Origin of the sequence: Streptococcus timonensis, assembly GCF_900095845.1 — a bacterium.
Lineage (GTDB): Bacteria > Bacillota > Bacilli > Lactobacillales > Streptococcaceae > Streptococcus > Streptococcus timonensis.
On the sequence record NZ_FMIX01000004.1, the window covers coordinates 455,768 to 482,486 of the forward strand.

Genomic DNA, 26,719 nt, shown 5'->3' on the forward strand with positions numbered 1-26,719 from the left:
GAGAAAAGATGTTACGATCTCAATTTGAAGAAGATTTAGAGAAATTGCACAACCAATTCTACGCTATGGGACAAGAAGTTCTTTCCCAAATCAATCGTACAGTACGTGCCTTTGTCACCCATGACCGTGACTTAGCAAAGGAAGTTATCGAAAAAGACGCAGATGTCAATGAATATGAATTGAAACTTGAAAAGAAATCATTTGAAATTATTGCCCTTCAACAGCCAGTTTCACAAGACCTGCGTACAGTTTTAACCGTTCTAAAAGCTGTTTCTGACTTGGAGCGTATGGGAGACCACGCTGTATCTATCGCTGAAGCAACTATTCGTATGAAGGGTGAAGAACGTATCCCAGAAGTAGAAGAAGAAATTAAAAACATGGGACGTGATGTGAAAGATTTTGTAGAAACAACACTTGAACTCTACCTTAACGGATCAGTTGATAAGGCCTATGAAGTTGCTTCATTAGATGAAAAAATTAACCAATACTTTGAGCACATCCGGGATCTTGCTACTTTAGAAATCAAGAAAAACCCAGAAGCTATCATTACAGGTCGTGAATACTTCCAAGTAATTTCTTACTTGGAGCGTATCGGAGACTATGCTAAAAATATCTGTGAATGGGTCGTTTACTTTGAAACAGGTAAGATTGTAGAATTGTAAAATATTTAGATGATAAAAATTATTGTGAAAGCTTACTTTTTAATATAGTAAGCTTTCATTGTATCGATAGTTTACTTTGTCAGAGGTGAATAATGAACTATATACAGAGTATAAGAAAAAAAGTTGGAAAAGATAAAATTATTTTAAATTTTACGTGTGGAATTTTAAGTCAATCAGGAAAAATATTATTACAAAAACGAGCAGACAAAGGAACTTGGGGTTTACCAGGTGGTGCTATTGAATTAGGTGAATCGGCTGTAGAAGCATTAGAGCGAGAGTTTTATGAAGAAACTGGAGTGAAAGTGACAGTGGAAAAAATCTTAAATGTTTATACAAAATATTCAGATAGTTATCCAAATGGTGATGAGGCACAAGTTATTACAATGTTGTATTTAGTTACATCTGAAACTTCGATCTCTACAAATGTTTTTACGAGTGACGAAACTTTAGAATTAGGGTTGTTTGATCACAGGGACATACAAAATATCACAATTGTAAACCAGCAACATCAAGATATGATAAATGATTTTTTTGAAAATAAGTACCCAATAGATAGATAAAATAAGCATTGAATTTCTTTATTTTGTAAATATATTTTATGAAAATGTAAGAAAAATATTGACAAGTATTTTCGGATAGATTATAATTATACAAAAATACGAGAAAAAGGTGTTTATTTATGTATAAGAAATGGTTTTTACTAATTTCGACTTTGATAGCAAGTTTCTTCTTAGTGGCTTGTCAATCTTCTAGTTCCAACTCCCAATCTGCTCTCCAAACTATAAAGCAAAAAGGAAAATTAGTAGTAGCAACTAGCCCTGACTATGCTCCCTTTGAGTTTCAAGCCCTGTTAGATGGAAGAAACCAAGTTGTTGGAGCAGATATTGATATGGCTCAAGCAATTGCGGATGAACTTGGTGTAAAACTAGTAATCTCGACTATGAGTTTTGATAATGTCTTGACCAGTCTTCATACTGGTAAGGCTGATTTGGCTATTGCAGGTATTAGCGCTACCGATGAAAGAAAGGAAGTCTTTGACTTTTCAATTCCTTACTACGAAAATAAGGCAAGTTTTCTTATTAGAAAAGGAGATTTAGATAAATACAAGGATCTGAATTCTTTAGCAAGTGCCAATATTGCTGCCCAAAAAGGAACTGTTCCTGAATCTATGGTCAAAGAACAACTCCCAGAGGCCAAATTGGTATCTTTAAGTAATATGGGTGAAGCAGTCAACGAACTCCAATCTGGAAAAGTCGATGCAGTTCACATGGATGAACCAGTAGCCCTTAGTTATGCAACAAAAAACTCAGACTTACAAGTAGCAAATGTGTCTTTAACCATGAATGAGGGGGAGGCCAATGCAGTAGCGATAAGGAAAGGGAATGAAGACTTAAAACAGGTTGTCGATAAGGTCATCCAAAAACTAAAAGATGAAGGAACCTATCAAACTTATCTTGAAAAAGCTGCTAAATTAACAGAAGTAGAACAATAAAATAACAGAGTTGGACACTAGTCCAGCTCTGTTTTTAAATATTTAAGAGTTGCTTGAATCAATTCAAGCGGTACTTTTACGAATTGATATGGACAAGTTCCCAAATAGGAGGACTCAAAGAAGTCAAGATCTAGAGGACTATGTTTGAGGCTGGCAATTTTAGAATACTGTCTCAAATCAAGTAAGAGTCCATCGTGGAGAGGATAGCTTGGAAGGTTGATAGGATAGCTATTTACAAGTTTTTGAATCTGAGCTTGATTCTTTTCTTGAAGGACTAGCCTAGCTAGTCTATTTTTTTCGAATAATTGACTATCAATATAGAGAGACAAGGCCTTTTGCATAATGAGATTATTATCATAGTCAAGGATATTTTTATAGGACACAAAGTCTTTTTTGATAGCATTTGGAAGAATGATGGCAGTTATGCGAAGAGCAGGAAAAAGGCTGGTAGAAAAGGATTTGATATAGATGACTAAACCATTCTGGTCAAGGTAATGAAAGGTTTGCCCCATTTTAGGATCTAGGTCTCCCAGGTAGTCATCTTCGACGATATAAATCTGATACTTGGCTGCTAAGTCAAGAATAGCTCGTTTTTCTTGTTCAGAATAGGAATGCCCTAAAGGATAGTGAAACCGTGGAATGGTGTAGAAAAATTTAATATTACCTGTTTTAAAATGCTGCTCTAGTTCATTTAAATCAATCCCGTCAATCCGTCGTTCAATGGTTTGATAGGGGAGATTTTGAGCAAGCAAAAGCTGATTCATTCGATGGTAGGTTGGTTGCTCAACCAGAATTTCCTGTGCCTGACTTGAGAAATCTATTTGGGAGAGGATAAAGAGAGCCTGTTGTGTTCCTGATGTAAGAACCAATTGGTCTGGTTTACTGTATATAGCTTGCTCAAAGAGTAGTTTTTGAACAGACTGGCGTAACTCTTCTAACCCTTCTTGGTGTTCATAATAGTTGTAGAGGTAGTTTTCACGACCGATTAAAGTTTCATTGACACAAAGACGAAAGTCGTCATAAGCACCCAAGTGCTCATCATTGACTAGTATTTCCAAATCTTCATGACTGCTTTGTTGTTCCAAGACATAATAGCCACTTTGTGGTTTTGAGTAGATGTACTTTTCGTATCTTAGTTCCAAAAGAGCTCTTTGGACAGTGTCTTTACTACAATGGAAGTCTTGACTGATTGAACGGATTGAGGGCAGGCGACTGCCTGTGGGAAACTTTCCTGATTCGATCCCATCTTTTAGATAGTCAACAACTTGTTCATACTTACTTAGTTTCTTCATCCATGACCTCTCTTGATTTTGTTACATTGTACCTTTTTTTAGAACGTTTGGCAATGTTGAGAAACAGTCACCCATTCAAATCTAAGAAAATTTATGATATACTTAGAAAGTAAAAACATTGGAAAGAATGGGATACTAAGGTGCGTGAACCAGTAAAATTATTTCAATACAATACTTTAGGAGCACTGATGGCTGGACTTTATGGAGGAAGTCTGACAGTAGGTGAATTACTTCAACATGGTGATTTAGGAATAGGTACTCTTGACTCTATAGATGGCGAGCTGATTGTCTTGGATGGAAAGGCTTATCAAGCCAAGGGGTCAGGGGAAAAACCAGAGATTGTTGAAGTCTCTCCTGATGCCTTGATTCCTTATGCGGCAGTTGTTCCCCATCAGGCTGAAGTTATTTTCCGCCAGCGCTTTGAAATGACTGACCAGGAATTAGAAGAAAGAATTGAGTCCTATTATGATGGGGAAAATCTATTTCGTTCCATCAAGATTCATGGGGATTTCAAGCATATGCATGTACGTATGATTCCCAAGTCAACATCTGAAAGAAAGTTTGCAGAGGTTGCGACTCATCAACCAGAGTATCGTCGTGAAAATGTGTCTGGAACTATTGTTGGCTTCTGGACCCCAGAAATTTTTCATGGGGTTAGTGTCGCAGGTTACCATTTGCACTTCATTTCCGATGACCTAACATTTGGTGGTCATGTGATGGACTTTGTCATCGAGGAAGGGATTGTAGAATTAGGAGCTGTTGATCAATTAGATCAACGTTTCCCAGTTCAAGATCGTAAGTATCTTTTTGCAAAGTTCGATGTAGATGAGATGAAAAGAGATATTGAACAGTCAGAGTAAAGGAAGAGGAAGAGAAATATGAATGGACATATTATAGCAACGATGATTGCTTTAATCATTTTTCTGATTGCAGCTATTTGGTTTGCGAGAAAGAAATATAAGATTAATCTATCAGTTTTAGGATTAGGAGCGATTGCCTTTTTCGTATCGGCACAGGTCTTGGAGAAGATTGTTCATCTTCTTGTTCTTCGCCCGCAAAGGGATGGAACAATTGCTCTAATGACAGAGCATCCGATTATCTATGTAATTTATGGAATTGCAATGGCTGCTCTATTTGAAGAAACAGCTCGCTTTATCTTCTTTAAATGGTTGGAGAAGAAAAGAAAATTAGAAGTTTCGGATGCCCTTGCCTATGGTCTTGGTCACGGTGGATTAGAATTACTTTATGTTGGAATTGCTAGCCTAATAAATCTCTTTATCCTATTTTCAGCTGTCCAATCTCAAAACCCTAAGGTTTTAGAACTCTTGACACAGAATATGCTGGAAACCATTCGGACCCTAGCTCCTTGGCAAGTTTACCTCTTGGGACTTGAGAGAATCCTCGCTATGATGATCCAAGTTTGTTTGACTGTTTGGGTTTATCAAGCTGTTCGTCAAAAGAAATGGATTTATCTACTAGCAGCCTACGCTTTACATGCTTTATTTGATTTGGCTCCTGCCCTATCGCAAGTTGGCTGGATTTCTAATCCACTTATTGTAGAAGGATTACTGGCAGTAGAAGTTGTGGGATTTATCTTCCTAACAAAATCAATATTTTGCAAAAAAGACTAATATCAAAGAGGCTTAGCCTCTTTTTTCTGTGAGCTTTTTAAAAAGATAAACTAATCATCGAAAAATGCTCCTAAAAATGGTATAATAGAATGTATTTTATAAAAGGATGAGAGATATGACAGTACTAGATAAATTAAAAGAAACCTTAGAAGGTATTGATATTCGTTTTAACGAACCACTCAAAACCTACACCTATACGAAAGTGGGAGGGAAGGCAGATTACTTAGCTTTTCCTAGCAATCATTATGAGATGGCCCGTGTGGTTAAGTTCGCTAATCAAGAAAATATCTCATGGATGGTTCTTGGAAATGCCAGTAATATTATCGTCCGAGAAGGCGGAATTCGTGGCTTTGTCATTATGTGTGACAAACTCAACAATGTTTCTGTAGATGGTTATACCATTGAAGCAGAAGCAGGTGCTAACCTGATTGAGACCACTCGTATAGCTCTTCGACATAGCTTGACTGGTTTTGAGTTTGCCTGTGGCATTCCCGGAAGCATCGGTGGTGCTGTATTTATGAATGCTGGCGCCTATGGTGGAGAGATTTCTAATATTTTGCAGTCTTGCAAAGTATTGACCAAAGATGGGGAAATTGAAACCTTATCAGCTAAGGATCTAGCCTTTGGTTATCGTCATTCAGCTATTCAAGATTCTGGAGCAGTAGTCTTATCAGCTAAATTTGCACTATCTCCAGGGAATTATGAGACTATTAATCAAGAAATGGAACGTTTGACCCACCTTCGAGAACTCAAACAACCTTTGGAATATCCATCATGTGGTTCTGTCTTTAAACGTCCAGTCGGGCATTTTGCAGGACAATTGATTTCAGAAGCTGGTTTGAAGGGCTACCGTATCGGTGGTGTCGAAGTCTCGGAAAAACATGCGGGCTTTATGATTAATGTAGCCGATGGGACAGCTCGAGATTATGAAGACTTAATTGAGACTGTCATTGAAAAAGTTAAAGAACATTCAGGTGTTACCTTAGAGCGAGAAGTTCGTATCTTGGGTGAACACGAATAACATTATTTTTACATAGCATTAAAAGATTGGGATTTTATCGCTAGATATGGTTTGGGTCAATTCCTTACAGTCATTGCTAGCATTTTACAAGGTCCCAATCTGTTAATTTACGAAGAAAAAGGAATTTAGAGGAATTGAAAAAACCAATTATCGAATTCAGAAACGTTACTAAAGTTTTTGAAGATAGTGACACTAAGGTTCTCAAGGATATTAACTTTGAGTTGGAAGAAGGAAAATTTTATACACTGCTAGGAGCTTCTGGTTCAGGAAAATCAACCATCCTAAATATCATTGCAGGTTTGCTAGACGCAACGACGGGTGATATTTTGCTAGACGGTGTTCGTATCAATGACATCCCGACCAATAAGCGCGATGTTCATACGGTCTTCCAATCTTACGCCTTGTTCCCGCACATGAATGTCTTTGAAAATGTTGCCTTTCCATTGCGATTGCGAAAGGTCGATAAAAAAGAAATTGAAAAACGTGTATTAGAAGTTCTCAAGATGGTACAGCTTGAAGGCTATGAAAAACGTTCTATCCGTAGGTTATCTGGAGGACAACGTCAGCGTGTAGCTATTGCGCGTGCGATTATCAACCAGCCTCGTGTGGTGCTCTTGGATGAGCCTTTGTCAGCACTTGACTTGAAGTTGCGGACAGACATGCAGTACGAACTCCGTGAACTGCAACAACGTTTGGGTATCACCTTTGTTTTTGTTACCCATGATCAGGAAGAAGCCTTGGCCATGAGCGACTGGATTTTTGTTATGAATGACGGTGAAATCGTTCAGTCTGGTACACCAGTTGATATCTATGATGAGCCCATTAACCACTTTGTTGCCACCTTTATCGGTGAATCAAATATCCTGCCAGGGACCATGATTGAGGACTACTTGGTCGAGTTCAATGGCAAACGATTTGAAGCGGTCGACGGTGGGATGAAGCCAAATGAACCAGTCGAAGTCGTCATTCGTCCAGAGGACTTGCGCATTACTCTGCCAGAAGAAGGAAAGCTCCAAGTGAAGGTCGATACTCAGCTCTTCCGTGGAGTTCACTATGAGATTATCGCTTATGATGAACTTGGTAACGAATGGATGATTCATTCGACTCGTAAGGCCATCGTTGGTGAGGAAATCGGTCTGGACTTTGAACCAGAAGACATCCACATCATGCGTCTCAATGAAACAGAAGAAGAGTTCGATGCTCGTATCGAAGAGTACGTAGAAATCGAAGAGCAAGAAGCAGGTTTGATAAACGCTATCGAGGAGGAAAGAGATGAAGAAAACAACCTCTAAACTCTTTGTAGTGCCCTACATGCTTTGGATTGCACTTTTTGTCCTCGCACCCTTGGTCTTGATTTTTGGACAATCATTTTTCAACATTGAAGGCCAGTTCAGTTTAGAAAACTATAAATCCTATTTTGCGTCACAAAATTTGACCTATCTCAAAATGAGCTTCAACTCTGTTCTCTATGCAGGGATTGTGACTTTAGTGACGCTTCTTATCAGTTATCCGACAGCTCTCTTTTTGACTCGTCTCAAACACCGTCAACTCTGGCTCATGCTGATTATCTTGCCAACCTGGATCAATCTTCTCCTTAAGGCCTATGCCTTTATCGGAATTTTTGGTCAAAATGGCTCTATCAACCAATTCCTAGAGTTTATCGGAATTGGTTCTCAGCAGTTGCTATTTACAGATTTCTCATTTATCTTTGTAGCAAGCTACATCGAGCTTCCATTTATGATTTTGCCCATCTTCAATGTCTTGGATGATATGGAAAACAATCTCATCAATGCCAGCTATGACCTTGGTGCAACCAAGTGGGAAACCTTCCGTCATGTCATCTTCCCTCTGTCTATGAACGGGGTGCGAAGCGGAGTTCAATCTGTCTTTATCCCAAGTTTGAGTCTCTTCATGTTGACCCGTTTGATTGGGGGGAACCGAGTGATTACCTTGGGGACTGCCATCGAGCAGAACTTCCTGACAAATGACAACTACGGTATGGGGTCAACTATCGGTGTTGTTCTTATCCTGACTATGTTTATCACTATGTGGATGACTAAGGAAAGGAGAGAACGATGAAAAAATTATCAAATCTTTACCTAGCCTTTGTCTTTATCGTCCTTTATTTGCCAATCTTTTACCTGATCGGATATGCCTTCAATGCCGGGGATGATATGAATAGCTTTACAGGTTTTAGCTGGACTCACTTTGAAACCATGTTTGGAGATGGAAGACTCATGCTCATCTTGGTTCAGACCTTTTTACTAGCCTTTCTTTCAGCCTTGATAGCAACAGTGATTGGGACTTTTGGGGCTATCTATATTTACCAATCACGTAAAAAATACCAAGAAGCCTTTCTATCTCTCAATAACATTTTGATGGTTGCACCCGACGTTATGATTGGTGCCAGTTTCTTGATTCTCTTTACCCAACTGAAGTTTTCACTTGGCTTTCTGACGGTACTTTCCAGTCATGTAGCATTCTCGATTCCAATCGTAGTGCTCATGGTCTTGCCACGATTGAAAGAGATGAATGGGGATATGATCCATGCGGCCTATGACCTTGGAGCTAGTCAGTTCCAGATGTTCAAGGAAATTATGCTTCCTTACTTAACGCCGTCTATCATCGCAGGCTACTTTATGGCTTTCACCTATTCACTAGATGACTTTGCCGTGACCTTCTTTGTAACAGGAAATGGTTTTTCAACCCTCTCAGTTGAGATTTACTCTCGAGCTCGTAAGGGTATTTCCTTAGAAATCAATGCTCTTTCAGCCTTGGTCTTTCTCTTTAGTATTATCCTGGTTGTAGGGTATTACTTCATTTCACGTGAGAAGGAGGAGCAAGTATGAAACGACTCTATTCATTTTTAGCAGGAATTTTAGCTATTATCCTTGTCTTGTGGGGAATTTCTTACCATCTTGATAGTAAAATCAATAGTCGTGACAGCCAAAAATTGGTCATCTACAACTGGGGAGATTATATCGACCCTGAACTTCTGGAGAAATTTACAGAAGAAACAGGGATTCAAGTCCAGTACGAAACCTTTGACTCTAACGAAGCCATGTACACGAAAATCAAGCAGGGTGGAACAACCTATGATGTTGCCATCCCAAGTGAGTACATGATTAACAAAATGAAGGATGAAGACCTTTTAGTTCCACTGGATTATAGTAAAATTGAGGGAATTGAGAATATTGGTCCAGAATTTATCAACCAGTCCTTTGACCCAAACAATGAATATTCTATCCCATACTTCTGGGGAACTTTGGGAATTGTCTACAATGAAACCATGGTGGAAGAAGCACCTGAACATTGGGACGACCTCTGGAAACCAGAATACAAGGATTCGATCATGCTCTTTGATGGGGCGCGTGAAGTACTTGGGTTAGGTCTTAACTCACTAGGCTATAGCCTTAACTCAAAAGATCCTCAACAACTGTCACAAACAGTTGATAAACTGTATGAGCTGACTCCTAATATCAAGGCAATTGTAGCCGATGAGATGAAGGGTTACATGATTCAGAACAATGCTGCTATCGGTGTGACCTTCTCAGGGGAAGCTAGCCAGATGTTGGAAAAGAATCCTAACCTCAAATATGTCGTGCCGACAGAAGCAAGTAACCTCTGGTTTGACAACATGGTTATTCCTAAAACTGTCAAGAACCAAGATGCAGCTTATGCCTTTATCAACTTTATGTTGAATCCTGAAAATGCTCTCAAGAATGCAGAGTATGTCGGCTATTCAACACCAAACAATGCTGCTAAGGAAATGCTCCCAGAGGAGACAAAAGAGGACAAGTCCTTCTATCCCGATGCAGATACAATGAAACATCTCGAAGTTTATGAAAAATTTGACCATAAATGGACAGGGATCTACAGTGACCTCTTCCTACAATTTAAGATGTATCGGAAGTAGGAGTATATAAAACAAAACGAATCAGTTAAACTGGTTCGTTTTTTGTTTGATTTCCCAGTTGACTCAATCATTAAAAAACAGTATAATAGGAATGTTGAGAATTGATTTTCAGTTGTCTTAGTCCAGAGAAATGGCGGTGCTGCGAGCCATCTAAGATAGAAAATCATGCTACTCAATCACATAATTGCATAAGAACAAGAGAATGACAAGTTCATTGAATGAAGGTGGTACCGCGGTTTTTCGCCCTTCGTGATATGGATTTGTCTTTTATTTTTGGAGGTGTTTATGAGAACATTTCTTGTCAAACAAAAATTTCGCCTAGGTGGTGAACGTTTTGATATCAAGGATGATAGGGGAGAAATCGCCTATCAGGTAGAGGGTTCTTTTTTTAAGATTCCCAAAACCTTTACTATCTATGATGCTGATAACCAAAAGGTCAGTGAGATTCGAAAAGAAGTCTTAACCTTCTTGCCTCGTTTTGAAATTCAACTGACTAACGGAGATAGCTTTTATATCCGAAAGAAATTTACTTTCTTTAGAGATAAATATGAATTTGATAATCTTGGTCTTCGTATCGAAGGGAATATCTGGGATTTAAATTTTAAACTTCTGGATGACCGTGACCAAGTGATAGCTGAGATAAGGAAAGAACTTTTCCATTTAACCTCTACTTATACCGTAACAGTCTATGAAGACTCTTATGCAGACCTAGTTATTTCTCTCTGCGTCGCTATCGACTATGTAGAGATGCTAGAAAGCCAATCAGATTAAAAAAGGAGATTTTTATGAAACAATTATCTAGTGCACAAGTCCGCCAAATGTGGCTTGATTTCTGGGCAAGTAAAGGCCACTCTGTAGAACCATCTGTTAGCTTAGTTCCTGTCAATGACCCAACACTTTTGTGGATCAACTCTGGGGTAGCAACCCTCAAGAAATACTTTGACGGAACTATCATTCCTGAAAACCCACGTATTACCAATGCACAAAAGGCAATCCGTACCAACGATATTGAAAACGTAGGTAAGACTGCTCGTCACCATACCATGTTTGAAATGTTGGGAAACTTCTCAATTGGGGATTACTTCCGTGACGAAGCCATTACTTGGGCTTATGAACTTTTGACTAGTCCTGAATGGTTTGACTTCCCAGCTGAAAAACTTTACATGACTTATTATCCAGCCGATACAGATTCTTACAACCGCTGGATTGAAGTGGGAGTAGATCCAAGTCACTTGATTCCAATCGAAGACAACTTCTGGGAAATCGGTGCTGGACCTTCTGGACCAGATACAGAAATCTTCTTTGACCGTGGGGAAGCCTTTGACCCAGAAAATATCGGTATTCGCCTTCTCGCAGAAGATATCGAAAACGACCGTTACATCGAGATCTGGAATATCGTATTGTCACAATTTAATGCAGACCCAGCTGTACCTCGTAGCGAATACAAGGAATTGCCACACAAGAACATTGATACGGGTGCTGGTTTGGAGCGTTTGGTAGCTGTTATCCAAGGTGCTAAGACTAACTTTGAAACAGACCTATTTATGCCTATCATTCGCGAAGTTGAGAAGTTATCTGGTAAGGTTTATGACCAAGATGGCGACAACATGAGCTTCAAGGTTATTGCAGACCATATCCGTTCTCTTTCATTTGCTATCGGTGATGGTGCCCTTCCTGGAAATGAAGGTCGTGGTTATGTCCTTCGTCGTCTTCTCCGTCGTGCTTCAATGCATGGTCAAAAATTGGGTATCAATGAGCCTTTCCTTTTCAAATTGGTTCCAACTGTTGGAAAAATCATGGAAAGCTACTACCCAGAAGTTCTTGAAAAACGTGACTTTATCGAAAAAATTGTGAAGAGCGAGGAAGAGTCATTTGCCCGTACCCTTCACTCAGGTCAGCACTTTGCCCAAGGTATCGTAGCAGACTTGAAAGAAAAAGGCCAAACAGTTATCGCTGGACAAGATGTCTTTAAACTCTACGATACTTATGGATTCCCAGTAGAATTGACAGAAGAAATCGCTGAAGAAGCTGGAATGACCGTAGACCGTGAAGGCTTTGAAGCAGCCATGAAAGAGCAGCAAGAACGTGCGCGTGCATCTGCTGTCAAAGGCGGATCAATGGGGATGCAAAACGAAACTCTTCAAAACATCACTGTAGAAAGTGTCTTCAACTACAATGCTAGCCAATTGCCTTCTAAGTTAGTGGCTATTGTAGCGGACAATGCAGAAGTAGAAGCTGTTTCAGAAGGAACTGCCTCTCTGATCTTTGCAGAAACTCCATTCTACGCTGAAATGGGTGGACAGGTTGCAGACCACGGTCAAATCTTGGATGCTGCAGGAAACCTTGTAGCGACTGTAACGGATGTTCAAAAAGCACCAAATGGACAAGCTCTTCATACTGTTGAAGTTCTTGCACCGCTTGCTTTGAACCAAGAATACACTTTGGCCATCGATAGCAATCGTCGTCACCGTGTCATGAAGAACCACACAGCAACTCACTTGCTCCATGCGGCCCTTCACAATATCCTTGGCCACCATGCAACTCAAGCAGGTTCACTTAATGAAGTAGAATTCCTCCGCTTTGACTTCACCCACTTCCAAGCCGTAATTCCAGAAGAATTGCGTGCTATTGAGCAACAAGTTAATGAGAAGATCTGGGAAGCCATCGCAGTTAAGACCGTTGAGACAGACATTGACACAGCCAAAGAAATGGGAGCTATGGCCCTCTTTGGTGAGAAATACGGTAAGGAAGTCCGTGTTGTAACGATTGGTGACTACTCAGTTGAACTTTGTGGTGGTACTCACGTAGGTAACACTTCTGAAATCGGTCTCTTCAAGATTGTTAAAGAAGAAGGAATCGGCTCAGGAACTCGTCGTATCTTGGCAGTGACTGGTAAGGAAGCCTTTGAAGCTTATCGTGAACAAGAAGATGCACTGAAAGCAGTCGCAGCAACCTTGAAAGCTCCTCAACTCAAAGAAGTACCTCACAAGGTTGAAGGACTTCAAGAACAACTCCGTCAATTGCAAAAAGAAAATGCAGAATTGAAGGAAAAAGCAGCAGCAGCGGCAGCTGGCGATGTCTTCAAGAATGTTCAAGAAGCAAATGGCCACCGTTACATTGCTAGTCAAGTTTCTGTATCAGATGCAGGTGCCCTTCGTACCTTTGCGGATAATTGGAAACAAAAAGATTACTCTGACGTCCTTGTTCTTGTCGCAGCCATTGGTGACAAGGTGAATGTCCTTGTAGCCAGCAAGACAAAAGATGTGCACGCAGGTAATGTCATCAAAGAATTGGCTCCAATCGTTGATGGACGTGGTGGTGGTAAACCAGACATGGCCATGGCAGGAGGAAGCAATCAAGCGAAAATCCAAGAATTATTGGATGCAGTAGCAGGTAAATTGTAATCAAAAAAACCTATCCATTTGGATAGGTTTTTTTGGCATTAGAAAAACTCCCCACGAATAGTGAGGAGTTCATTTTTTAGAATTAAACGATACCTTGGGCAATCATAGCATTTGCTACGTTTTCAAAGGCTGCAATATTTGCGCCTGCAAGGTAGTCAGTACCAAGACCGTATGTTTCTGCAGTTGTTTTAGCTGTGTTGAAGATGTTGGTCATAATACCTTTCAAACGACCATCAACCTCTTCACGTGTCCATGAAAGACGAAGGCTGTTTTGGCTCATTTCAAGAGCAGATACAGCTACACCACCAGCATTGGCAGCTTTGGCAGGTCCGTAAAGAAGGCCATTTTCTTTGTAGACTTTGATAGCATCAAGGTCACTAGGCATGTTGGCACCTTCGGAAACAACTTTGACGCCTTGAGCAACCAAGCGTTTCGCAGCTTCACCGTTAATCTCGTTTTGAGTCGCACATGGAAGAGCGATATCGTAGTTACCAGTGTAAGTCCATACAGAACCTTCGTGGTAAGTAGCAGTAGATTTTTCAGCAGCGTACTCAGTCAAACGAGCACGACGTTTATTTTTTACATCTGCCAGAAGATCAAAGTCGATACCATTCTCATCAATAACATAACCGTTTGAGTCCGATACAGAAATAACTGTAGCACCAAGTTCAGTAGCTTTTTGAAGGGCAAACTGAGCAACGTTACCAGAACCAGAGATAACAACTTTTTTACCCGCAAAGCTATCGCCGTTGGCCTTGAGCATTTCTTCAGTGTAGTAAACAAGCCCGTAACCAGTCGCTTCTGGACGAATCAAGCTTCCACCAAATGGGACTGGTTTACCAGTCAAGACACCAGCATCAAATTGGTTGAGGCGTTTGTATTGGCCGTAGAGGTAACCAATCTCACGAGCACCAACACCAATATCTCCAGCAGGAACGTCAAGTGAAGGGCCGATGTATTTTTGCAATTCTGTCATAAAGCTTTGGCAGAAATTCATCACTTCGATGTCAGTTTTACCTTTAGGATCAAAGTCTGATCCCCCTTTACCTCCACCGATTGGAAGTCCTGTCAAAACATTTTTAAAGATTTGTTCAAATCCGAGGAATTTCAGAATCCCTTGGTTTACCGTTGGGTGGAAACGAAGTCCGCCTTTATATGGTCCAACAGCTGAGTTAAATTGAACACGATAACCACGGTTGACTTGTACTTTGCCATCACGGTCAACCCATGGAACACGGAAGGAAATAATGCGCTCTGGCTCAGTGATACGTGCTAAGATATTTTCTTCAATATACTCAGGGTGTTTTTCAAAGACAGGCTCCAAAGTGCTGAAGAACTCTTCAACCGCCTGGAGAAATTCAGCCTCATGCCCGTTACGAGCTTTTACAGTTTCAAACACGCTTTGGATATATTCTTTAGCAGATGTCATATCGTTCTCCTTTATTGTCCTAGTTTATTACGTGAGCCATTATAACAGAATTTTATTTTAGTGTAAAGAAAAAAAGGTGAATTTTCTAAAAATTCTTTCAATTAACGAAACGGACTGAGAAGTGTTAAGGTAAAAGACGAACGATTCCACTAGAACAAGCTTTTTTAAATAGAAGAAATCAAATTATGGTATAATATTAAAAATAAAAGGTATCTGGAGGAATTGGATAGATGGTATCAACTAAAACACAAATTGCGGGCTTTGAGTTTGGTAATTGCTTAATGAATGCAGCGGGTGTGGCTTGTATGACGATTGAAGAGTTAGAAGGAGTTAAAAACTCTGCGGCTGGAACTTTTGTAACCAAGACAGCTACCCTGAAGTTCCGTCAGGGAAATCCAGAACCACGCTATCAAGATGTTCCGCTCGGTTCCATTAACTCCATGGGCTTACCTAATAATGGTCTCGAATACTATTTAGACTATCTCTTAGATTTACAGGAAAAAGAACCAAATAGAACTTTCTTCCTTTCTTTAGTGGGTATGTCTCCTGAAGAAACACATACCATCTTGAAGAAAGTACAAGCAAGTGACTATAAAGGTTTGACAGAACTCAATCTATCTTGTCCAAATGTACCAGGTAAACCTCAAATTGCCTATGACTTTGAAACAACTGATCGTATCTTATCAGAAGTCTTTGCCTACTTTACAAAACCTCTAGGAATTAAGCTTCCACCTTACTTTGACATTGTTCACTTTGACCAAGCAGCAGAGATTTTTAACAAGTATCCACTTAAGTTTGTTAACTGTGTAAACTCTGTTGGAAATGGTCTTTATATTGAGGATGAAACAGTGGTTATTCGCCCTAAAAATGGCTTTGGTGGTATTGGTGGAGAATATATTAAACCAACTGCCCTTGCTAATGTTCATGCCTTTTATCAACGTTTGAAACCAGAAATTCAAATTATCGGGACTGGTGGTGTCTTGACAGGACGGGATGCCTTTGAACATATCCTTTGCGGAGCCAGCATGGTTCAGATTGGTACAACCTTGCATAAAGAAGGCGTTAGCGCTTTTGAACGTATCACAGCTGAACTAAAAGCAATCATGGAAGATAAAGGCTATGCATCCTTGGAAGACTTCCGTGGGAAATTGCACTATATTGACTAAATCTATTTAAAAATAAGAAGAAAGGAGAAGAGATGCTCGCCATTGAAGAAAGTCAGCAGTTGACCTTAGAAAACTTGCCTGCCCTAACCCTGTTTACTGGGAATGATCAGGGCCAGTTTGAAGTCATGAAGGCGCAAGTGCTAGAGCAAATTGGTTATGATCCAGCTGATTTAAATTTCTCACATTTTGATATGAAGGAAGTTTCCTACAAGGATGTAGAGTTAGAATTGGTTAGCCTCCCTTTCTTTGCGGATGAAAAGATTGTGATCCTAGATCACTTTTTGGATATTACAACTGCTAAAAAACGTTATCTGTCAGATGATGAACTCAAGTCTTTTGAAGAATATCTAGAAAATCCCTCTCCTACTAGTAAATTAGTTATTTTTGCAGAAGGTAAACTAGACAGCAAGCGACGTCTAGTTAAAATTCTCAAGAGAGATGCTAAGATATTTGAAGCTCTTGAGCCAAAAGAGCAGGAGATTCGAGCTTATTTTCAAAAATTGTCTCAAAAACAAGGCTTGGTATTTGATAACAAAGCTTTCGACCATCTACTCATCAAGTCTGGTTTTCAATTTAGTGAAATTCAAAAGAATCTTTTATTTTTAGAATCCTACAAGACTGATGGCCACATCACTGAAGAGGACATCGTTCAAGCTATCCCCAAAACCCTGCAGGATAATATCTTTGACTTAACCCAGCTCATCCTAGCGAAGAAGATAGATCAAGCAAGGGACTTAGTGAGAGATTTGACCTTGCAAGGAGAAGATGAGATTAAACTGATTGCCATTATGCTGGGGCAGTTTAGACTCTATACACAGGTAAAAATATTGCAAGAGTCTGGTCAGACAGAATCACAGATGGTCAGCAGTTTGGGTCACTATCTTGGTCGCAATCCGAATCCCTATCAAATCAAATTTGCCCTTCGTGACACGCGAGGATTGTCCCTGAATTTCCTACAAGATTCTATTCGTTATCTCATTCAGGCTGATTACCAAATCAAAACTGGTGTCTATGAGAAAAACTACCTATTTGAAAGGGCTCTTTTACAGATTGCGAGCCAGTCAAATTGAGCAAATATCTTGAAAAAAAAGGTTGTTTGCGTTATCATTTTTATATAGAAAGAAAAAGAGGTATTACAGATGGCTATTATCTTACCAGATCTTCCATACGCTTACGACGCCTTGGAACCATATATTGATGCTGAAACAATGCATTTACACCATGACAAACATCACCAAGCATATGTAAATAACGCAAATGCAGCTCTTGAAAAACACCCTGAAATCGGTGAAGACCTTGAAGCTTTGCTTGCAGATGTTGAATCTATCCCAGCTGATATCCGTCAAGCGCTTATCAATAATGGTGGTGGCCACTTGAACCATGCTCTTTTCTGGGAATTGATGACTCCAGAAAAAACAGCTCCTTCAGCAGAACTTGCAGCAGCAATCGATGCAACATTTGGTTCATTCGAAGAATTCCAAGCAGCATTTACTGCGGCAGCAACAACTCGTTTCGGTTCTGGATGGGCATGGTTGGTTGTTAACAAAGAAGGTAAGCTTGAAGTGACTTCAACAGCAAACCAAGACACACCAATCTCAGAAGGTAAGAAACCAATCTTGGGCTTGGACGTTTGGGAACATGCCTACTACGTGAAATACCGCAACGTTCGTCCTGACTACATCAAAGCTTTCTTCTCAGTTATTAACTGGAATAAAGTAGACGAGCTTTACGCAGCAGCTAAATAATCGCATTTGATAACACCCCTTTTTAGTTGGATTTTGGGTCTAGCTTTAAAGGTGTTTTTTTGTTTGCCTTTTTTAGAAGTAACTGTCTCATGATTTTCCTTTGTTGGATAGGCTTGATTTATGGTATAATGATAAGATAGAAATCGAAGGAGAAATCATGAATATTCAACAATTACGTTATGTTGTTGCTATTGCAAATAGTGGTACTTTTCGTGAAGCGGCTGAGAAAATGTACGTTAGCCAACCCAGTCTATCTATTTCTGTAAGAGATCTGGAGAAAGAGCTAGGATTCAAGATTTTCCGCAGAACTAGTTCGGGTACCTTTCTTACTCGTCGTGGAATGGAATTTTATGAAAAGGCCCAAGAGTTGGTCAAAGGATTTGATGTTTTCCAGAATCAGTATGCCAATCCTGAAGAGGAAAAGGATGAGTTTTCAATAGCCAGTCAGCACTATGATTTCTTGCCACCGACTATCACAACTTTTTCTCAAAGGTACCCAGACTATAAAAATTTCCGTATTTTTGAATCTACAACTGTTCAGATTTTGGATGAAGTAGCCCAAGGTCATAGTGAGATTGGGATTATTTACCTCAACAATCAAAACCAAAAGGGTATCATGCAGCGGATTGAAAAATTAGGTCTTGAAGTGATTGAGTTGATTTCTTTCCAAACTCACATTTATCTACGTGAAGGTCACCCCTTAGCTAAGAAAAAAGAGTTGGTCATGGAAGATTTAGTTGATTTGCCAACAGTTCGTTTCACACAAGAAAAGGATGAATATCTCTATTACTCAGAAAACTTTGTGGATACAAGTGCCAGCTCTCAGATGTTTAACGTAACAGACCGCGCTACTTTAAATGGAATTCTTGAACGAACAAATGCTTATGCGACTGGTTCTGGATTCTTGGATAGCGACAGCGTTAACGGAATCACCGTTATTCCACTAAATGATAATCTTAATAATCGTATGGTTTATGTCAAACGTGAGGAAGTAGACTTGAGTCAAGCAGGGACTTTATTTGTAGAGGTCATGCAAGAGTATTTTAGTCAGAAGAGGAAAGAATGAAAAAAAGAGGAATAGTAGCAGGAATCATAGCAGCCTTAATCGTGTTAGATCAATTGGTAAAGTCCTATGTCGTTCAGAATATTGCTCTTGGTGAAATCAAATCATGGATCCCAAATCTAGTTAGTTTAACCTATCTGCAAAATAGGGGGGCAGCTTTTTCTATGCTTCAAGATCAACAGTGGTTTTTTGCGGTGATTACTCTAGTAGTTATGGCAGGGGCTATCTGGTATTTGCACAAGCATATAGAGGATTCCATCTGGACAGTCTTTGGATTGATTCTAATTATTGCAGGTGGTCTGGGAAACTTCATTGATCGCATTAGCCAAGGATTTGTCGTGGATATGTTTCACTTAGACTTTATCAATTTTGCGATTTTCAATGTGGCTGATAGTTATCTGACAGTAGGGGTCGTTGTGTTATTACTTGCAATGCTAAATGAGGAAATGAATGGAAATTAAAATTGAAAGAGGCGGGGTACGTTTAGATAAGGCTTTGTCAGATTTGACAGAATTGTCTCGTAGTCTCGCCAATGAACAAATCAAGTCAGGTCAAGTCTTGGTCAACGGCCAGGTCAAGAAAGCCAAGTATACGGTCCAAGAGGGGGATGTCATCACCTATCAAGTTCCCGAACCAGAGGTCTTGGAGTATGTAGCTGAAGATATTCCTTTAGAAATCATTTATCAAGATGAAGATGTAGCAGTAGTCAACAAACCTCAAGGAATGGTCGTTCATCCAAGTGCTGGTCATACCAGTGGTACCTTGGTAAACGCCCTTATGTATCATATCAAGGATCTTTCTGGAATCAATGGTGTGCTTCGACCAGGGATTGTTCATCGTATCGATAAGGACACATCTGGGCTTCTCATGATTGCTAAAAATGATGAAGCGCATTTAGCACTTGCCCAAGAACTCAAGGATAAGAAATCTCTTCGAAAATATTGGGCCATCGTTCATGGGAATCTTCCAAATGACCGTGGTGTCATTGAGGCGCCGATTGGTCGTAGCGAAAAAGACCGCAAGAAACAAGCTGTGACTGCCAAAGGAAAATCAGCAGTGACACGTTTCCAAGTCTTAGAACGCTTTGGTGACTATTCTTTATTAGAGTTGCAACTGGAAACAGGACGAACTCATCAAATCCGTGTGCACATGGCTTATATCGGTCATCCTGTCGCTGGTGATGAGGTTTATGGACCTCGTAAAACCTTAAAGGGACATGGGCAATTTCTCCATGCCAAGACGCTAGGATTTACCCATCCAAGAACTGGGGAAACTATGGAATTTACTGCTGATATTCCAGCTATCTTCAAAGAGACTTTAGAGAAACTTCGAAAAAACTAAAAAAGGACTCAATTAAGTCCTTTTTATTTGCGTTTTTTCTTAGCTTTTTTCATTTTGTTGGCCATACGTTTCATGGATTGTTTCATGGCAAATTCACCGATTTTACCCTTGAGACCTCCACCGAGCATCTGGCTCATATCAGGCATTCCAGCTCCTCCAAAAGCAGACATATCCGGCATACCACCTTGTCCCATCATTCCTTCAAGGGCTGACATATCCATGCCACTAGGCATGTTTTTAGGAAGGTTGTTAGGGTTGATGCCCATTTGCTTCATCATCTTGTTCATGTCACCAGACATGACACCTTGCATGAGTTGTTTGGCTTGGTTAAAGTCTTTGATGAACTTGTTGACATCGATAAAGGTATTACCAGAACCAGCTGCGATACGACGACGACGGCTTGGAGTTAGTAAATCTGGATTTTCACGTTCTTCAGGAGTCATAGATGAGACGATAGCACGTTTGCGAGCGATTTGTTTTTCATCCACCTTCATATTTTGAAGGGCAGGATTGTTGGCCATACCAGGAATCATCTTTAGCAAATCTTCCATTGGCCCCATATTTTGCACTTGATCCAACTGATCGATGAAATCGTTGAAATCAAAGGTGTTTTCCCGCATCTTTTCAGCCATTTCAAGGGCTTTTTGCTCATCATACTCTTGGGAAGCTTTCTCAATCAGAGTCAGCATATCTCCCATACCGAGAATACGGCTGGCCATACGGTCAGGGTGGAAGGTTTCAATGTCGGTAATCTTTTCACCAGTACCAGTGAATTTGATTGGTTTTCCTGTGATATGACGAACAGAAAGGGCAGCACCACCACGAGTGTCCCCGTCAATCTTGGTAAGGATGACACCAGTAACTTCTAATTGAGCGTTAAATTCTCTTGCAACGTTAGCAGCTTCTTGACCGATCATAGCATCGATGACGAGAAGGATTTCATTTGGTTGAGCAAGAGCTTTGACATCACGGAGCTCATTCATGAGAAGTTCATCGATTTGTAAACGACCGGCCGTATCAATCAAAACATAGTCATTATGGTTGGCTTTAGCTTGCTCCAAACCTTGGCGAACAATCTCAACTGCAGGAACTTCAGTCCCAAGAGCAAAGACAGGAACATCAATTTGTTGTCCCAGTGTTTTGAGCTGGTCGATGGCCGCAGGACGATAGATGTCGGCTGCAATCATCAGAGGACGAGCATCCTCTTCTTTTTTGAGTTTGTTAGCAAGTTTTCCAGCGAAGGTTGTTTTACCAGCCCCTTGCAAACCGACCATCATGATAATGGTTGGGATTTTTGGAGACTTGATAATCTCAGCTTTATCAGAACCAAGAACTTCCGTCAACTCTTCATTGACAATCTTGATGATTTGTTGAGCTGGATTGAGGGTATCAATGACTTCATGCCCGACCGCGCGTTCACGAATTTTTTTGATAAAATCCTTAACTACAGGCAAAGCAACGTCGGCTTCTAAAAGAGCCAGACGAATTTCCTTGGTTGCTTCTTGGATATCACTCTCTGTGATTTTTCCTTTTTTACGTAGATTTTTAAAGACGTTCTGCAAACGTTCTGTTAAATTTTCAAATGCCATATTTTTCTCCTATTTATTCAATTCAGTGGAAATCGTCCGAAATGTTGCAAACACTCTAGTTCTTCGGGTGTGACTTCTTTCATGATTTCATTTGGATATCCCCAACAGCTAAAACCTATTTGCATAGCTTTGGAGATATCATTGGACGAGATAATCTGTAGTCGACTAGGAAATGGTTCCTCTGCGGCTAATAGTTTGCAAGGTATTCCTTGATAAATAACTAGATTGCCCATGATTACTCCCGATTGTCAATACTTGTTAAAATCTCAATTTGCTCTTGGAGAAAAGCATCTTCTGGATAGCGCTCAATGATCTGATCAAAAATCTGACTGCGGACAATGTAGTCAGAGTACATATGAAGCTTCATCTCATAGTCTTCCAGTATCTTTTCTGTTCGTTTGATATTATCATAAACAGCCTGACGACTAACACCGAATTCTTCAGCAATTTCAGCTAAACTATAGTCATCTGCATAATAGAGTTCGATATAGTTCATTTGTTTATCAGTCAAAAGGGCTGCATAAAATTCAAACAGAGCATTCATTCGATTGGTTTTTTCAATTTCCATAAGATTTATTATACCAAAAAATAGCTTGAACTGCTAGTAATGGATTGATTTTAAACACAAGTCAGAAAAAGGACTTTTAACTGTTATTTTCTGACTAAGAAACCTTTTTTTGGTATAATGGATAGGATTATAATGTTTTAGAAAGAGGTTCTTATGAAAGAATTAGAAACCGTGTTAGAGCAACATTTTGGGCTTGTTTTTTCAGATAAACAGTTACTTGAAACAGCTTTTACTCATACTAGTTATGCCAATGAGCACCGCCTCTTAAAAATTTCACACAATGAACGCTTGGAATTTTTAGGAGACGCTGTTCTGCAATTATTGATTTCAGAATATCTGTACAAAAAATATCCTAAAAAACCAGAAGGTGACCTGTCTAAACTCCGTGCCATGATTGTACGTGAAGAGAGTTTAGCTGGTTTTGCCCGTGACTGCCAGTTTGACCAGTTTATCAAGCTAGGTAAGGGAGAGGAAAAATCTGGAGGCCGTAATCGAGATACCATTTTGGGAGATGCTTTCGAAGCCTTTTTGGGTGCCCTGCTTTTAGATAAGAATCTACTTACGGTAAAAGAGTTTATCTATCAGGTCATGATACCGAAGGTTGAGGCTGGTGATTTTGAGATGATTAAAGACTACAAGACTCACCTCCAAGAATTACTCCAAGTCAATGGTGATGTCGATATTCGTTATCAGGTGATTTCGGAAAATGGTCCTGCCCACGATAAGATGTTTGAGGTTGAAGTCCTTGTCGAGGGTCAAAGTTTAGGTAGGGGTCAAGGACGATCAAAAAAATTGGCCGAACAAGAAGCCGCTAAAAATGCAGTTGAGGAAGGACTGGATTCATGTATTTAAAAGAAATTGAGATTCAGGGGTTTAAGTCCTTTGCTGATAAGACCAAGGTTGTTTTTGACCAAGGAGTAACAGCAGTTGTAGGACCCAATGGTTCTGGAAAATCTAACATCACAGAAAGTTTACGCTGGGCTCTTGGGGAATCCAGTGTCAAAAGTCTTCGTGGTGGGAAGATGCCTGATGTTATCTTTGCAGGGACAGAAAGTAGAAAACCATTAAACTATGCTTCTGTAGTTGTTACTCTAGATAATCAGGACGGTTTCATCAAGGATGCAGGACAGGAAATTAAGGTGGAGCGTCATATCTATCGTACTGGGGATAGTGAATACAAGATTGATGGCAAAAAAGTCCGTCTTCGTGATATTCATGATCTTTTCTTAGATACTGGACTTGGACGCGATTCCTTCTCCATCATTTCCCAAGGGAAGGTCGAAGAAATCTTTAACTCTAAGCCTGAGGAACGTCGCGCTATTTTTGAAGAGGCAGCGGGAGTCTTGAAATATAAAACTCGTCGCAAAGAAACAGAAAGTAAACTCCAACAAACTCAAGACAATTTAGATCGCTTGGAAGATATCATCTATGAGTTAGATAATCAAATCAAGCCATTAGAAAAACAAGCAGCAACAGCTCGTAAATTTATGGACTTGGACGATCAGCGTAAAGCCATCTACTTAGATGTTTTAGTTGCACAAATTCAAGCCAATAAGGCTGAATTGGATCTAACAGAAGAAGAATTAAACCAAGTCCAAGAACTGTTGACTAGTTATTATCAAAAACGCGAGTCACTAGAACTTGAAAATCAATCTCTCAAGAAGCAGAGACAAGATTTACAAGCAGAGATGACTAAAGATCAAACTAGTTTGATGGACTTGACTGCTTTAATCAGTGATTTAGAACGGAAATTGGCCTTGTCTAAACTGGAGACAGAGCAGGTTGCTCTCAATCAACAAGAGGCTCAAGCTCGTTTGGCTAGTTTGGATGAAAAGAGAAATGCTCTTATTCAAGAGAAGGAAGAAAAAGAAGCAAATCTCAGTCAGTTAGAAGCAAATCTAGCAGTCAATACCAAGGAGCTCAATCGTTTAGAAGCTGAGTTAGAAGCATTTTCTGATGATCCTGATCAGATGATTGAGCAACTGCGTGAGCGCTTTGTTGCTTTCTTGCAGGAAGAAGCAGATGTCTCTAACCAGTTGACACGGATTGAAAATGATCTTGAAAATAGTCGCCAACAGACTCAAAAGCAAGAAGAACAATTGGAGTCCTTGAAGGAACAATTAGCTTCTGCCAAGTCAAAGGCAAGTGAACAAGAGGCTGATCTAAAATCAGCAAAAGAAAAAGTACAGACCTTGCTTGCTGACTATCAGACACATGCTAAACAGGAAGAAGAACAAAAGCAGGCTTATCAAAGTCAGCAAAATCAACTTTTTGACCGCCTAGATAGTTTGAAAAACAAGCAGGCCAAGGCGCAAAGTCTGGAAAACATTCTTAAAAACCATAGTAATTTCTATGCAGGTGTTAAGAGTGTTCTACAAGAAAAAAATCGCCTGGGCGGTATTGTCGGAGCGGTCAGTGAACATTTAACTTTTGATGTTCGTTATCAAACAGCTCTTGAAATTGCCCTCGGGGCAAGTAGCCAACATATCATCGTTGAAGATGAACAGGCAGCGACTAAAGCTATTGATTTCCTTAAACGAAACCGAGCTGGTCGTGCGACCTTCCTGCCTTTAACAACTATTAAGGCTCGTAGCATTTCAGGTCAGAATCAAGATGTGATTGCCTCAAGTCCAGGTTTTCTTGGAATGGCAGATGAATTGGTTACTTTTGATGCCAAGCATGAAGCTATTTTTAAAAACTTGCTAGCTACAACAGCAATCTTTGATACGGTAGAGCATGCGCGTGATGCAGCTCGTAAGGTACGTTATCAGGTTCGTATGGTAACTCTCGATGGTACAGAATTGCGAACAGGTGGTTCTTATGCTGGTGGTGCTAATCGTCAAAATAACAGTATTTTCATCAAGCCTGAATTGGAGCAGTTACAAAAGGAAATTGCTCAAGAAGAAAAACTTCTTCGTCAAGAGGAAGAAAATCTGAAATCTGTTCAAGAAGGCTTGACAGCCCTCAGTCAAACTTTGGAGACTATTAAGTCTCAAGGAGAGCAAGCTCGAATAGAGGAGCAAGGCTTCTATCTGGCTTATCAACAAACTTGCCAACAAGTCGAAGAACTCGAAACACTTTTAGAACTTCAGGAAAAAGAATTAAACAATCTAAGAGGTGGAGATTGGCAAGCTGAAAAAGAAAAATGCCAAGAACGTCTCTCAATCATCGCAACTGAAAAGCAAAAGCTGGAGTCTGAGATTGAAGAAATCAAGTCCAATAAAAATGCGATTCAAGAACGTTACCAAAACTTACAGGATAAACTTTCTCAAGAACGTCTGCTCAAAACAGAAATGATAGGGCGAAAACGTTACGAAGTTGCGGATAGTGAGCGTATCAACAAAGAACTTGAATATCTTGATATGGAGCAAGATGAGATTGAACGTCTTCTCCAAGAAAAGGTAGACAATCTTGAAAAGGTTGATACGGAACTTTTGACCAAGCAGGAAGCAGAAGCTAAGAGTCAGAAGGAAGAAATTCAACAAGGGCTTATTCGTAAGCAGTTTGAACTGGATGATATTGAAGGTCAATTGGATGATATTGCTAGTCATTTAGAACAAGCTCGTCAGCAAAATGAAGAATGGATTCGTAAGCAGACTCGAGCGGAAGCGACTAAAGAGAAGATTACGGACCGCCTTCACTATCTTCAAGGTCAACTGACTGAAGAATACCAGATTAGCTATACGGAAGCTTTGCAGCAAGCCAACCAATTGGAAGACTTGCCTCTCGCTGAACAAAAGGTCAAGGATTTGGAAAAATCTATCCGTTCACTTGGTCCAGTTAATTTAGATGCCATTGAACAGTTTGACGAAGTTCACGAACGCTTGGAATTCTTGAATAGTCAGCGAGATGACATTCTTTCTGCCAAAAATCTTCTTCTTGAAACCATTACAGAGATGAATGATGAAGTGAAGGAACGATTCAAATCAACTTTTGAAGCTATTCGTGAGTCCTTTAAAGTGACCTTCAAGCAGATGTTTGGTGGTGGTCAAGCGGACCTAATCCTGACAGAGGGAGATTTATTGACAGCGGGTGTTGAAATCTCTGTTCAACCACCAGGCAAGAAAATCCAATCCCTCAATCTTATGAGTGGTGGAGAGAAGGCCTTGTCAGCTTTGGCCTTGCTCTTTTCAATCATTCGTGTCAAGACCATTCCATTTGTTATTTTGGATGAAGTAGAGGCTGCACTTGACGAGGCTAATGTTAAACGCTTTGGAGATTATCTCAATCGATTTGACAAGGATAGCCAGTTTATCGTCGTTACCCACCGTAAGGGAACTATGGCGGCAGCAGACTCAATCTATGGAGTTACCATGCAGGAATCTGGTATTTCTAAGATAGTTTCAGTCAAATTAAAAGATATTGATAATATGGATGCCTAGTCAGAATTCATTTAATCA

At 39.9% G+C, this 26,719-nt stretch carries 25 protein-coding genes; 20 read left to right on the forward strand and 5 right to left on the reverse strand.

The annotated features are described in order from the left end of the window. Positions 1-8: 8 nt before the first annotated feature. The 3 genes from phoU to BQ2679_RS05450 all read left to right on the forward strand — a co-directional run bounded on the left by phoU (position 9) and on the right by BQ2679_RS05450 (position 2,154). Positions 9-662 (forward strand): phosphate signaling complex protein PhoU, encoded by a 654-nt coding sequence (gene phoU, locus BQ2679_RS05440; protein WP_075567099.1) that lies wholly within the window; start codon positions 9-11, stop codon positions 660-662. Positions 663-754: 92 nt separating this feature from the next. Beyond that, positions 755-1,222 carry an NUDIX hydrolase gene (locus BQ2679_RS05445; protein WP_075567102.1) on the forward strand — a complete coding sequence of 156 codons (468 nt, stop codon included), beginning with the start codon at positions 755-757 and terminating at the stop codon, positions 1,220-1,222. Between the two features lie 119 nt (positions 1,223-1,341). Beyond that, a complete protein-coding gene (locus BQ2679_RS05450) occupies positions 1,342-2,154 on the forward strand; it encodes an ABC transporter substrate-binding protein (protein ID WP_075567105.1) in 813 nt (270 codons plus the stop codon). A 17-nt stretch (positions 2,155-2,171) separates the two neighbouring features. Here the strand turns inward: BQ2679_RS05450 and BQ2679_RS05455 are convergent, their stop codons facing one another. Next, positions 2,172-3,446, reverse strand: coding sequence for an aminotransferase-like domain-containing protein (locus BQ2679_RS05455; RefSeq protein ID WP_075567107.1), 1,275 nt, complete (start codon positions 3,444-3,446; stop codon positions 2,172-2,174). 140 nt (positions 3,447-3,586) lie between these two features. Between BQ2679_RS05455 and budA the strand changes: the two genes are divergently transcribed. The 9 genes from budA (at position 3,587) to alaS (ending at position 13,418) form a co-directional block, all read left to right on the forward strand. After that, on the forward strand, positions 3,587-4,306 hold the full coding sequence (budA, locus tag BQ2679_RS05460) for an acetolactate decarboxylase (RefSeq protein ID WP_075567114.1): 720 nt from the start codon (positions 3,587-3,589) through the stop codon (positions 4,304-4,306). 18 nt (positions 4,307-4,324) lie between these two features. Then, a complete protein-coding gene (locus BQ2679_RS05465) occupies positions 4,325-5,077 on the forward strand; it encodes a YhfC family glutamic-type intramembrane protease (protein ID WP_075567117.1) in 753 nt (250 codons plus the stop codon). A 115-nt stretch (positions 5,078-5,192) separates the two neighbouring features. Beyond that, positions 5,193-6,098: a UDP-N-acetylmuramate dehydrogenase gene (gene murB / locus BQ2679_RS05470; RefSeq protein WP_075567121.1), complete on the forward strand. Its 906-nt coding sequence runs from the start codon at positions 5,193-5,195 to the stop codon at positions 6,096-6,098. Positions 6,099-6,232: 134 nt separating this feature from the next. After that, positions 6,233-7,390 carry an ABC transporter ATP-binding protein gene (locus BQ2679_RS05475; protein WP_075567123.1) on the forward strand — a complete coding sequence of 386 codons (1,158 nt, stop codon included), beginning with the start codon at positions 6,233-6,235 and terminating at the stop codon, positions 7,388-7,390. After that, a complete protein-coding gene (locus tag BQ2679_RS05480; RefSeq protein ID WP_075567125.1) occupies positions 7,371-8,177 on the forward strand; it encodes an ABC transporter permease in 807 nt (268 codons plus the stop codon). Before BQ2679_RS05475 ends, BQ2679_RS05480 begins: the two co-directional genes overlap by 20 nt. Continuing rightward, positions 8,174-8,947, forward strand: a complete 774-nt coding sequence (locus BQ2679_RS05485) for an ABC transporter permease (protein ID WP_075567127.1) — start codon at positions 8,174-8,176, stop codon at positions 8,945-8,947. Before BQ2679_RS05480 ends, BQ2679_RS05485 begins: the two co-directional genes overlap by 4 nt. After that, positions 8,944-10,014 carry an ABC transporter substrate-binding protein gene (locus BQ2679_RS05490; RefSeq protein ID WP_075567133.1) on the forward strand — a complete coding sequence of 357 codons (1,071 nt, stop codon included), beginning with the start codon at positions 8,944-8,946 and terminating at the stop codon, positions 10,012-10,014. Before BQ2679_RS05485 ends, BQ2679_RS05490 begins: the two co-directional genes overlap by 4 nt. 285 nt (positions 10,015-10,299) lie before the next feature. Continuing rightward, positions 10,300-10,785 carry an LURP-one-related/scramblase family protein gene (locus tag BQ2679_RS05495; RefSeq protein WP_075567135.1) on the forward strand — a complete coding sequence of 162 codons (486 nt, stop codon included), beginning with the start codon at positions 10,300-10,302 and terminating at the stop codon, positions 10,783-10,785. Positions 10,786-10,799: 14 nt separating this feature from the next. Next, positions 10,800-13,418 carry an alanine--tRNA ligase gene (alaS, locus tag BQ2679_RS05500; protein WP_075567138.1) on the forward strand — a complete coding sequence of 873 codons (2,619 nt, stop codon included), beginning with the start codon at positions 10,800-10,802 and terminating at the stop codon, positions 13,416-13,418. 82 nt (positions 13,419-13,500) lie between these two features. Here the strand turns inward: alaS and gdhA are convergent, their stop codons facing one another. Then, entirely contained in the window at positions 13,501-14,847 is a 1,347-nt protein-coding gene (gene gdhA / locus BQ2679_RS05505; protein WP_075567141.1) for an NADP-specific glutamate dehydrogenase, read from the reverse strand. Positions 14,848-15,077: 230 nt separating this feature from the next. Between gdhA and BQ2679_RS05510 the strand changes: the two genes are divergently transcribed. The 6 genes from BQ2679_RS05510 to BQ2679_RS05535 all read left to right on the forward strand — a co-directional run bounded on the left by BQ2679_RS05510 (position 15,078) and on the right by BQ2679_RS05535 (position 20,162). Further along, positions 15,078-16,013, forward strand: coding sequence for a dihydroorotate oxidase (locus BQ2679_RS05510; protein ID WP_075567146.1), 936 nt, complete (start codon positions 15,078-15,080; stop codon positions 16,011-16,013). A gap of 32 nt (positions 16,014-16,045) precedes the next feature. Further along, entirely contained in the window at positions 16,046-17,083 is a 1,038-nt protein-coding gene (holA, locus tag BQ2679_RS05515; protein WP_075567151.1) for a DNA polymerase III subunit delta, read from the forward strand. A gap of 69 nt (positions 17,084-17,152) precedes the next feature. After that, entirely contained in the window at positions 17,153-17,758 is a 606-nt protein-coding gene (gene sodA / locus BQ2679_RS05520) for a superoxide dismutase SodA (RefSeq protein WP_000974725.1), read from the forward strand. Between the two features lie 157 nt (positions 17,759-17,915). Continuing rightward, the gene (locus tag BQ2679_RS05525; RefSeq protein ID WP_075567153.1) at positions 17,916-18,824 is read left to right on the forward strand and encodes a LysR family transcriptional regulator; all 909 of its coding nucleotides are present in this window, start codon (positions 17,916-17,918) and stop codon (positions 18,822-18,824) included. Further along, on the forward strand, positions 18,821-19,282 hold the full coding sequence (gene lspA, locus BQ2679_RS05530) for a signal peptidase II (RefSeq protein WP_075567155.1): 462 nt from the start codon (positions 18,821-18,823) through the stop codon (positions 19,280-19,282). Before BQ2679_RS05525 ends, lspA begins: the two co-directional genes overlap by 4 nt. Next, positions 19,272-20,162, forward strand: coding sequence for an RluA family pseudouridine synthase (locus BQ2679_RS05535; protein ID WP_075567157.1), 891 nt, complete (start codon positions 19,272-19,274; stop codon positions 20,160-20,162). Before lspA ends, BQ2679_RS05535 begins: the two co-directional genes overlap by 11 nt. A 23-nt stretch (positions 20,163-20,185) precedes the next feature. Here the strand turns inward: BQ2679_RS05535 and ffh are convergent, their stop codons facing one another. Genes ffh through BQ2679_RS05550 form a run of 3 tightly spaced genes read right to left on the reverse strand, consistent with a single transcriptional unit; the run spans position 20,186 to position 22,319 of the window. Then, the gene (gene ffh / locus BQ2679_RS05540; RefSeq protein WP_075567160.1) at positions 20,186-21,751 is read right to left on the reverse strand and encodes a signal recognition particle protein; all 1,566 of its coding nucleotides are present in this window, start codon (positions 21,749-21,751) and stop codon (positions 20,186-20,188) included. 17 nt (positions 21,752-21,768) lie between these two features. After that, positions 21,769-21,984, reverse strand: a complete 216-nt coding sequence (locus tag BQ2679_RS05545) for a 2-oxoglutarate:acceptor oxidoreductase (RefSeq protein WP_075567162.1) — start codon at positions 21,982-21,984, stop codon at positions 21,769-21,771. Between the two features lie 2 nt (positions 21,985-21,986). After that, complete coding sequence (locus BQ2679_RS05550) at positions 21,987-22,319, reverse strand: putative DNA-binding protein (RefSeq protein WP_045615678.1); 333 nt, start codon at positions 22,317-22,319, stop codon at positions 21,987-21,989. 153 nt (positions 22,320-22,472) lie between these two features. Between BQ2679_RS05550 and rnc the strand changes: the two genes are divergently transcribed. Further along, positions 22,473-23,171, forward strand: coding sequence for a ribonuclease III (gene rnc, locus BQ2679_RS05555; protein WP_075567169.1), 699 nt, complete (start codon positions 22,473-22,475; stop codon positions 23,169-23,171). Continuing rightward, on the forward strand, positions 23,162-26,701 hold the full coding sequence (gene smc, locus BQ2679_RS05560) for a chromosome segregation protein SMC (RefSeq protein WP_075567175.1): 3,540 nt from the start codon (positions 23,162-23,164) through the stop codon (positions 26,699-26,701). The genes rnc and smc overlap by 10 nt, the downstream gene beginning before the upstream one ends. The last annotated feature ends 18 nt before the right edge of the window (positions 26,702-26,719 follow it).

Bases quoted from the DNA above. Each gene is read 5' to 3' on its own strand.
- phoU (WP_075567099.1), top strand. From the start codon at position 9: ATGTTACGATCTCAATTTGAAGAAGATTTAGAGAAATTGCACAACCAA.
- BQ2679_RS05445 (WP_075567102.1), top strand. From the start codon at position 755: ATGAACTATATACAGAGTATAAGAAAAAAAGTTGGAAAAGATAAAATT.
- BQ2679_RS05450 (WP_075567105.1), top strand. From the start codon at position 1,342: ATGTATAAGAAATGGTTTTTACTAATTTCGACTTTGATAGCAAGTTTC.
- BQ2679_RS05455 (WP_075567107.1), bottom strand. From the start codon at position 3,446: ATGAAGAAACTAAGTAAGTATGAACAAGTTGTTGACTATCTAAAAGAT.
- BQ2679_RS05465 (WP_075567117.1), top strand. From the start codon at position 4,325: ATGAATGGACATATTATAGCAACGATGATTGCTTTAATCATTTTTCTG.
- murB (WP_075567121.1), top strand. From the start codon at position 5,193: ATGACAGTACTAGATAAATTAAAAGAAACCTTAGAAGGTATTGATATT.
- BQ2679_RS05480 (WP_075567125.1), top strand. From the start codon at position 7,371: ATGAAGAAAACAACCTCTAAACTCTTTGTAGTGCCCTACATGCTTTGG.
- BQ2679_RS05485 (WP_075567127.1), top strand. From the start codon at position 8,174: ATGAAAAAATTATCAAATCTTTACCTAGCCTTTGTCTTTATCGTCCTT.
- BQ2679_RS05490 (WP_075567133.1), top strand. From the start codon at position 8,944: ATGAAACGACTCTATTCATTTTTAGCAGGAATTTTAGCTATTATCCTT.
- BQ2679_RS05495 (WP_075567135.1), top strand. From the start codon at position 10,300: ATGAGAACATTTCTTGTCAAACAAAAATTTCGCCTAGGTGGTGAACGT.
- alaS (WP_075567138.1), top strand. From the start codon at position 10,800: ATGAAACAATTATCTAGTGCACAAGTCCGCCAAATGTGGCTTGATTTC.
- gdhA (WP_075567141.1), bottom strand. From the start codon at position 14,847: ATGACATCTGCTAAAGAATATATCCAAAGCGTGTTTGAAACTGTAAAA.
- BQ2679_RS05510 (WP_075567146.1), top strand. From the start codon at position 15,078: ATGGTATCAACTAAAACACAAATTGCGGGCTTTGAGTTTGGTAATTGC.
- holA (WP_075567151.1), top strand. From the start codon at position 16,046: ATGCTCGCCATTGAAGAAAGTCAGCAGTTGACCTTAGAAAACTTGCCT.
- sodA (WP_000974725.1), top strand. From the start codon at position 17,153: ATGGCTATTATCTTACCAGATCTTCCATACGCTTACGACGCCTTGGAA.
- BQ2679_RS05525 (WP_075567153.1), top strand. From the start codon at position 17,916: ATGAATATTCAACAATTACGTTATGTTGTTGCTATTGCAAATAGTGGT.
- lspA (WP_075567155.1), top strand. From the start codon at position 18,821: ATGAAAAAAAGAGGAATAGTAGCAGGAATCATAGCAGCCTTAATCGTG.
- BQ2679_RS05535 (WP_075567157.1), top strand. From the start codon at position 19,272: ATGGAAATTAAAATTGAAAGAGGCGGGGTACGTTTAGATAAGGCTTTG.
- ffh (WP_075567160.1), bottom strand. From the start codon at position 21,751: ATGGCATTTGAAAATTTAACAGAACGTTTGCAGAACGTCTTTAAAAAT.
- BQ2679_RS05545 (WP_075567162.1), bottom strand. From the start codon at position 21,984: ATGGGCAATCTAGTTATTTATCAAGGAATACCTTGCAAACTATTAGCC.
- BQ2679_RS05550 (WP_045615678.1), bottom strand. From the start codon at position 22,319: ATGGAAATTGAAAAAACCAATCGAATGAATGCTCTGTTTGAATTTTAT.
- rnc (WP_075567169.1), top strand. From the start codon at position 22,473: ATGAAAGAATTAGAAACCGTGTTAGAGCAACATTTTGGGCTTGTTTTT.
- smc (WP_075567175.1), top strand. From the start codon at position 23,162: ATGTATTTAAAAGAAATTGAGATTCAGGGGTTTAAGTCCTTTGCTGAT.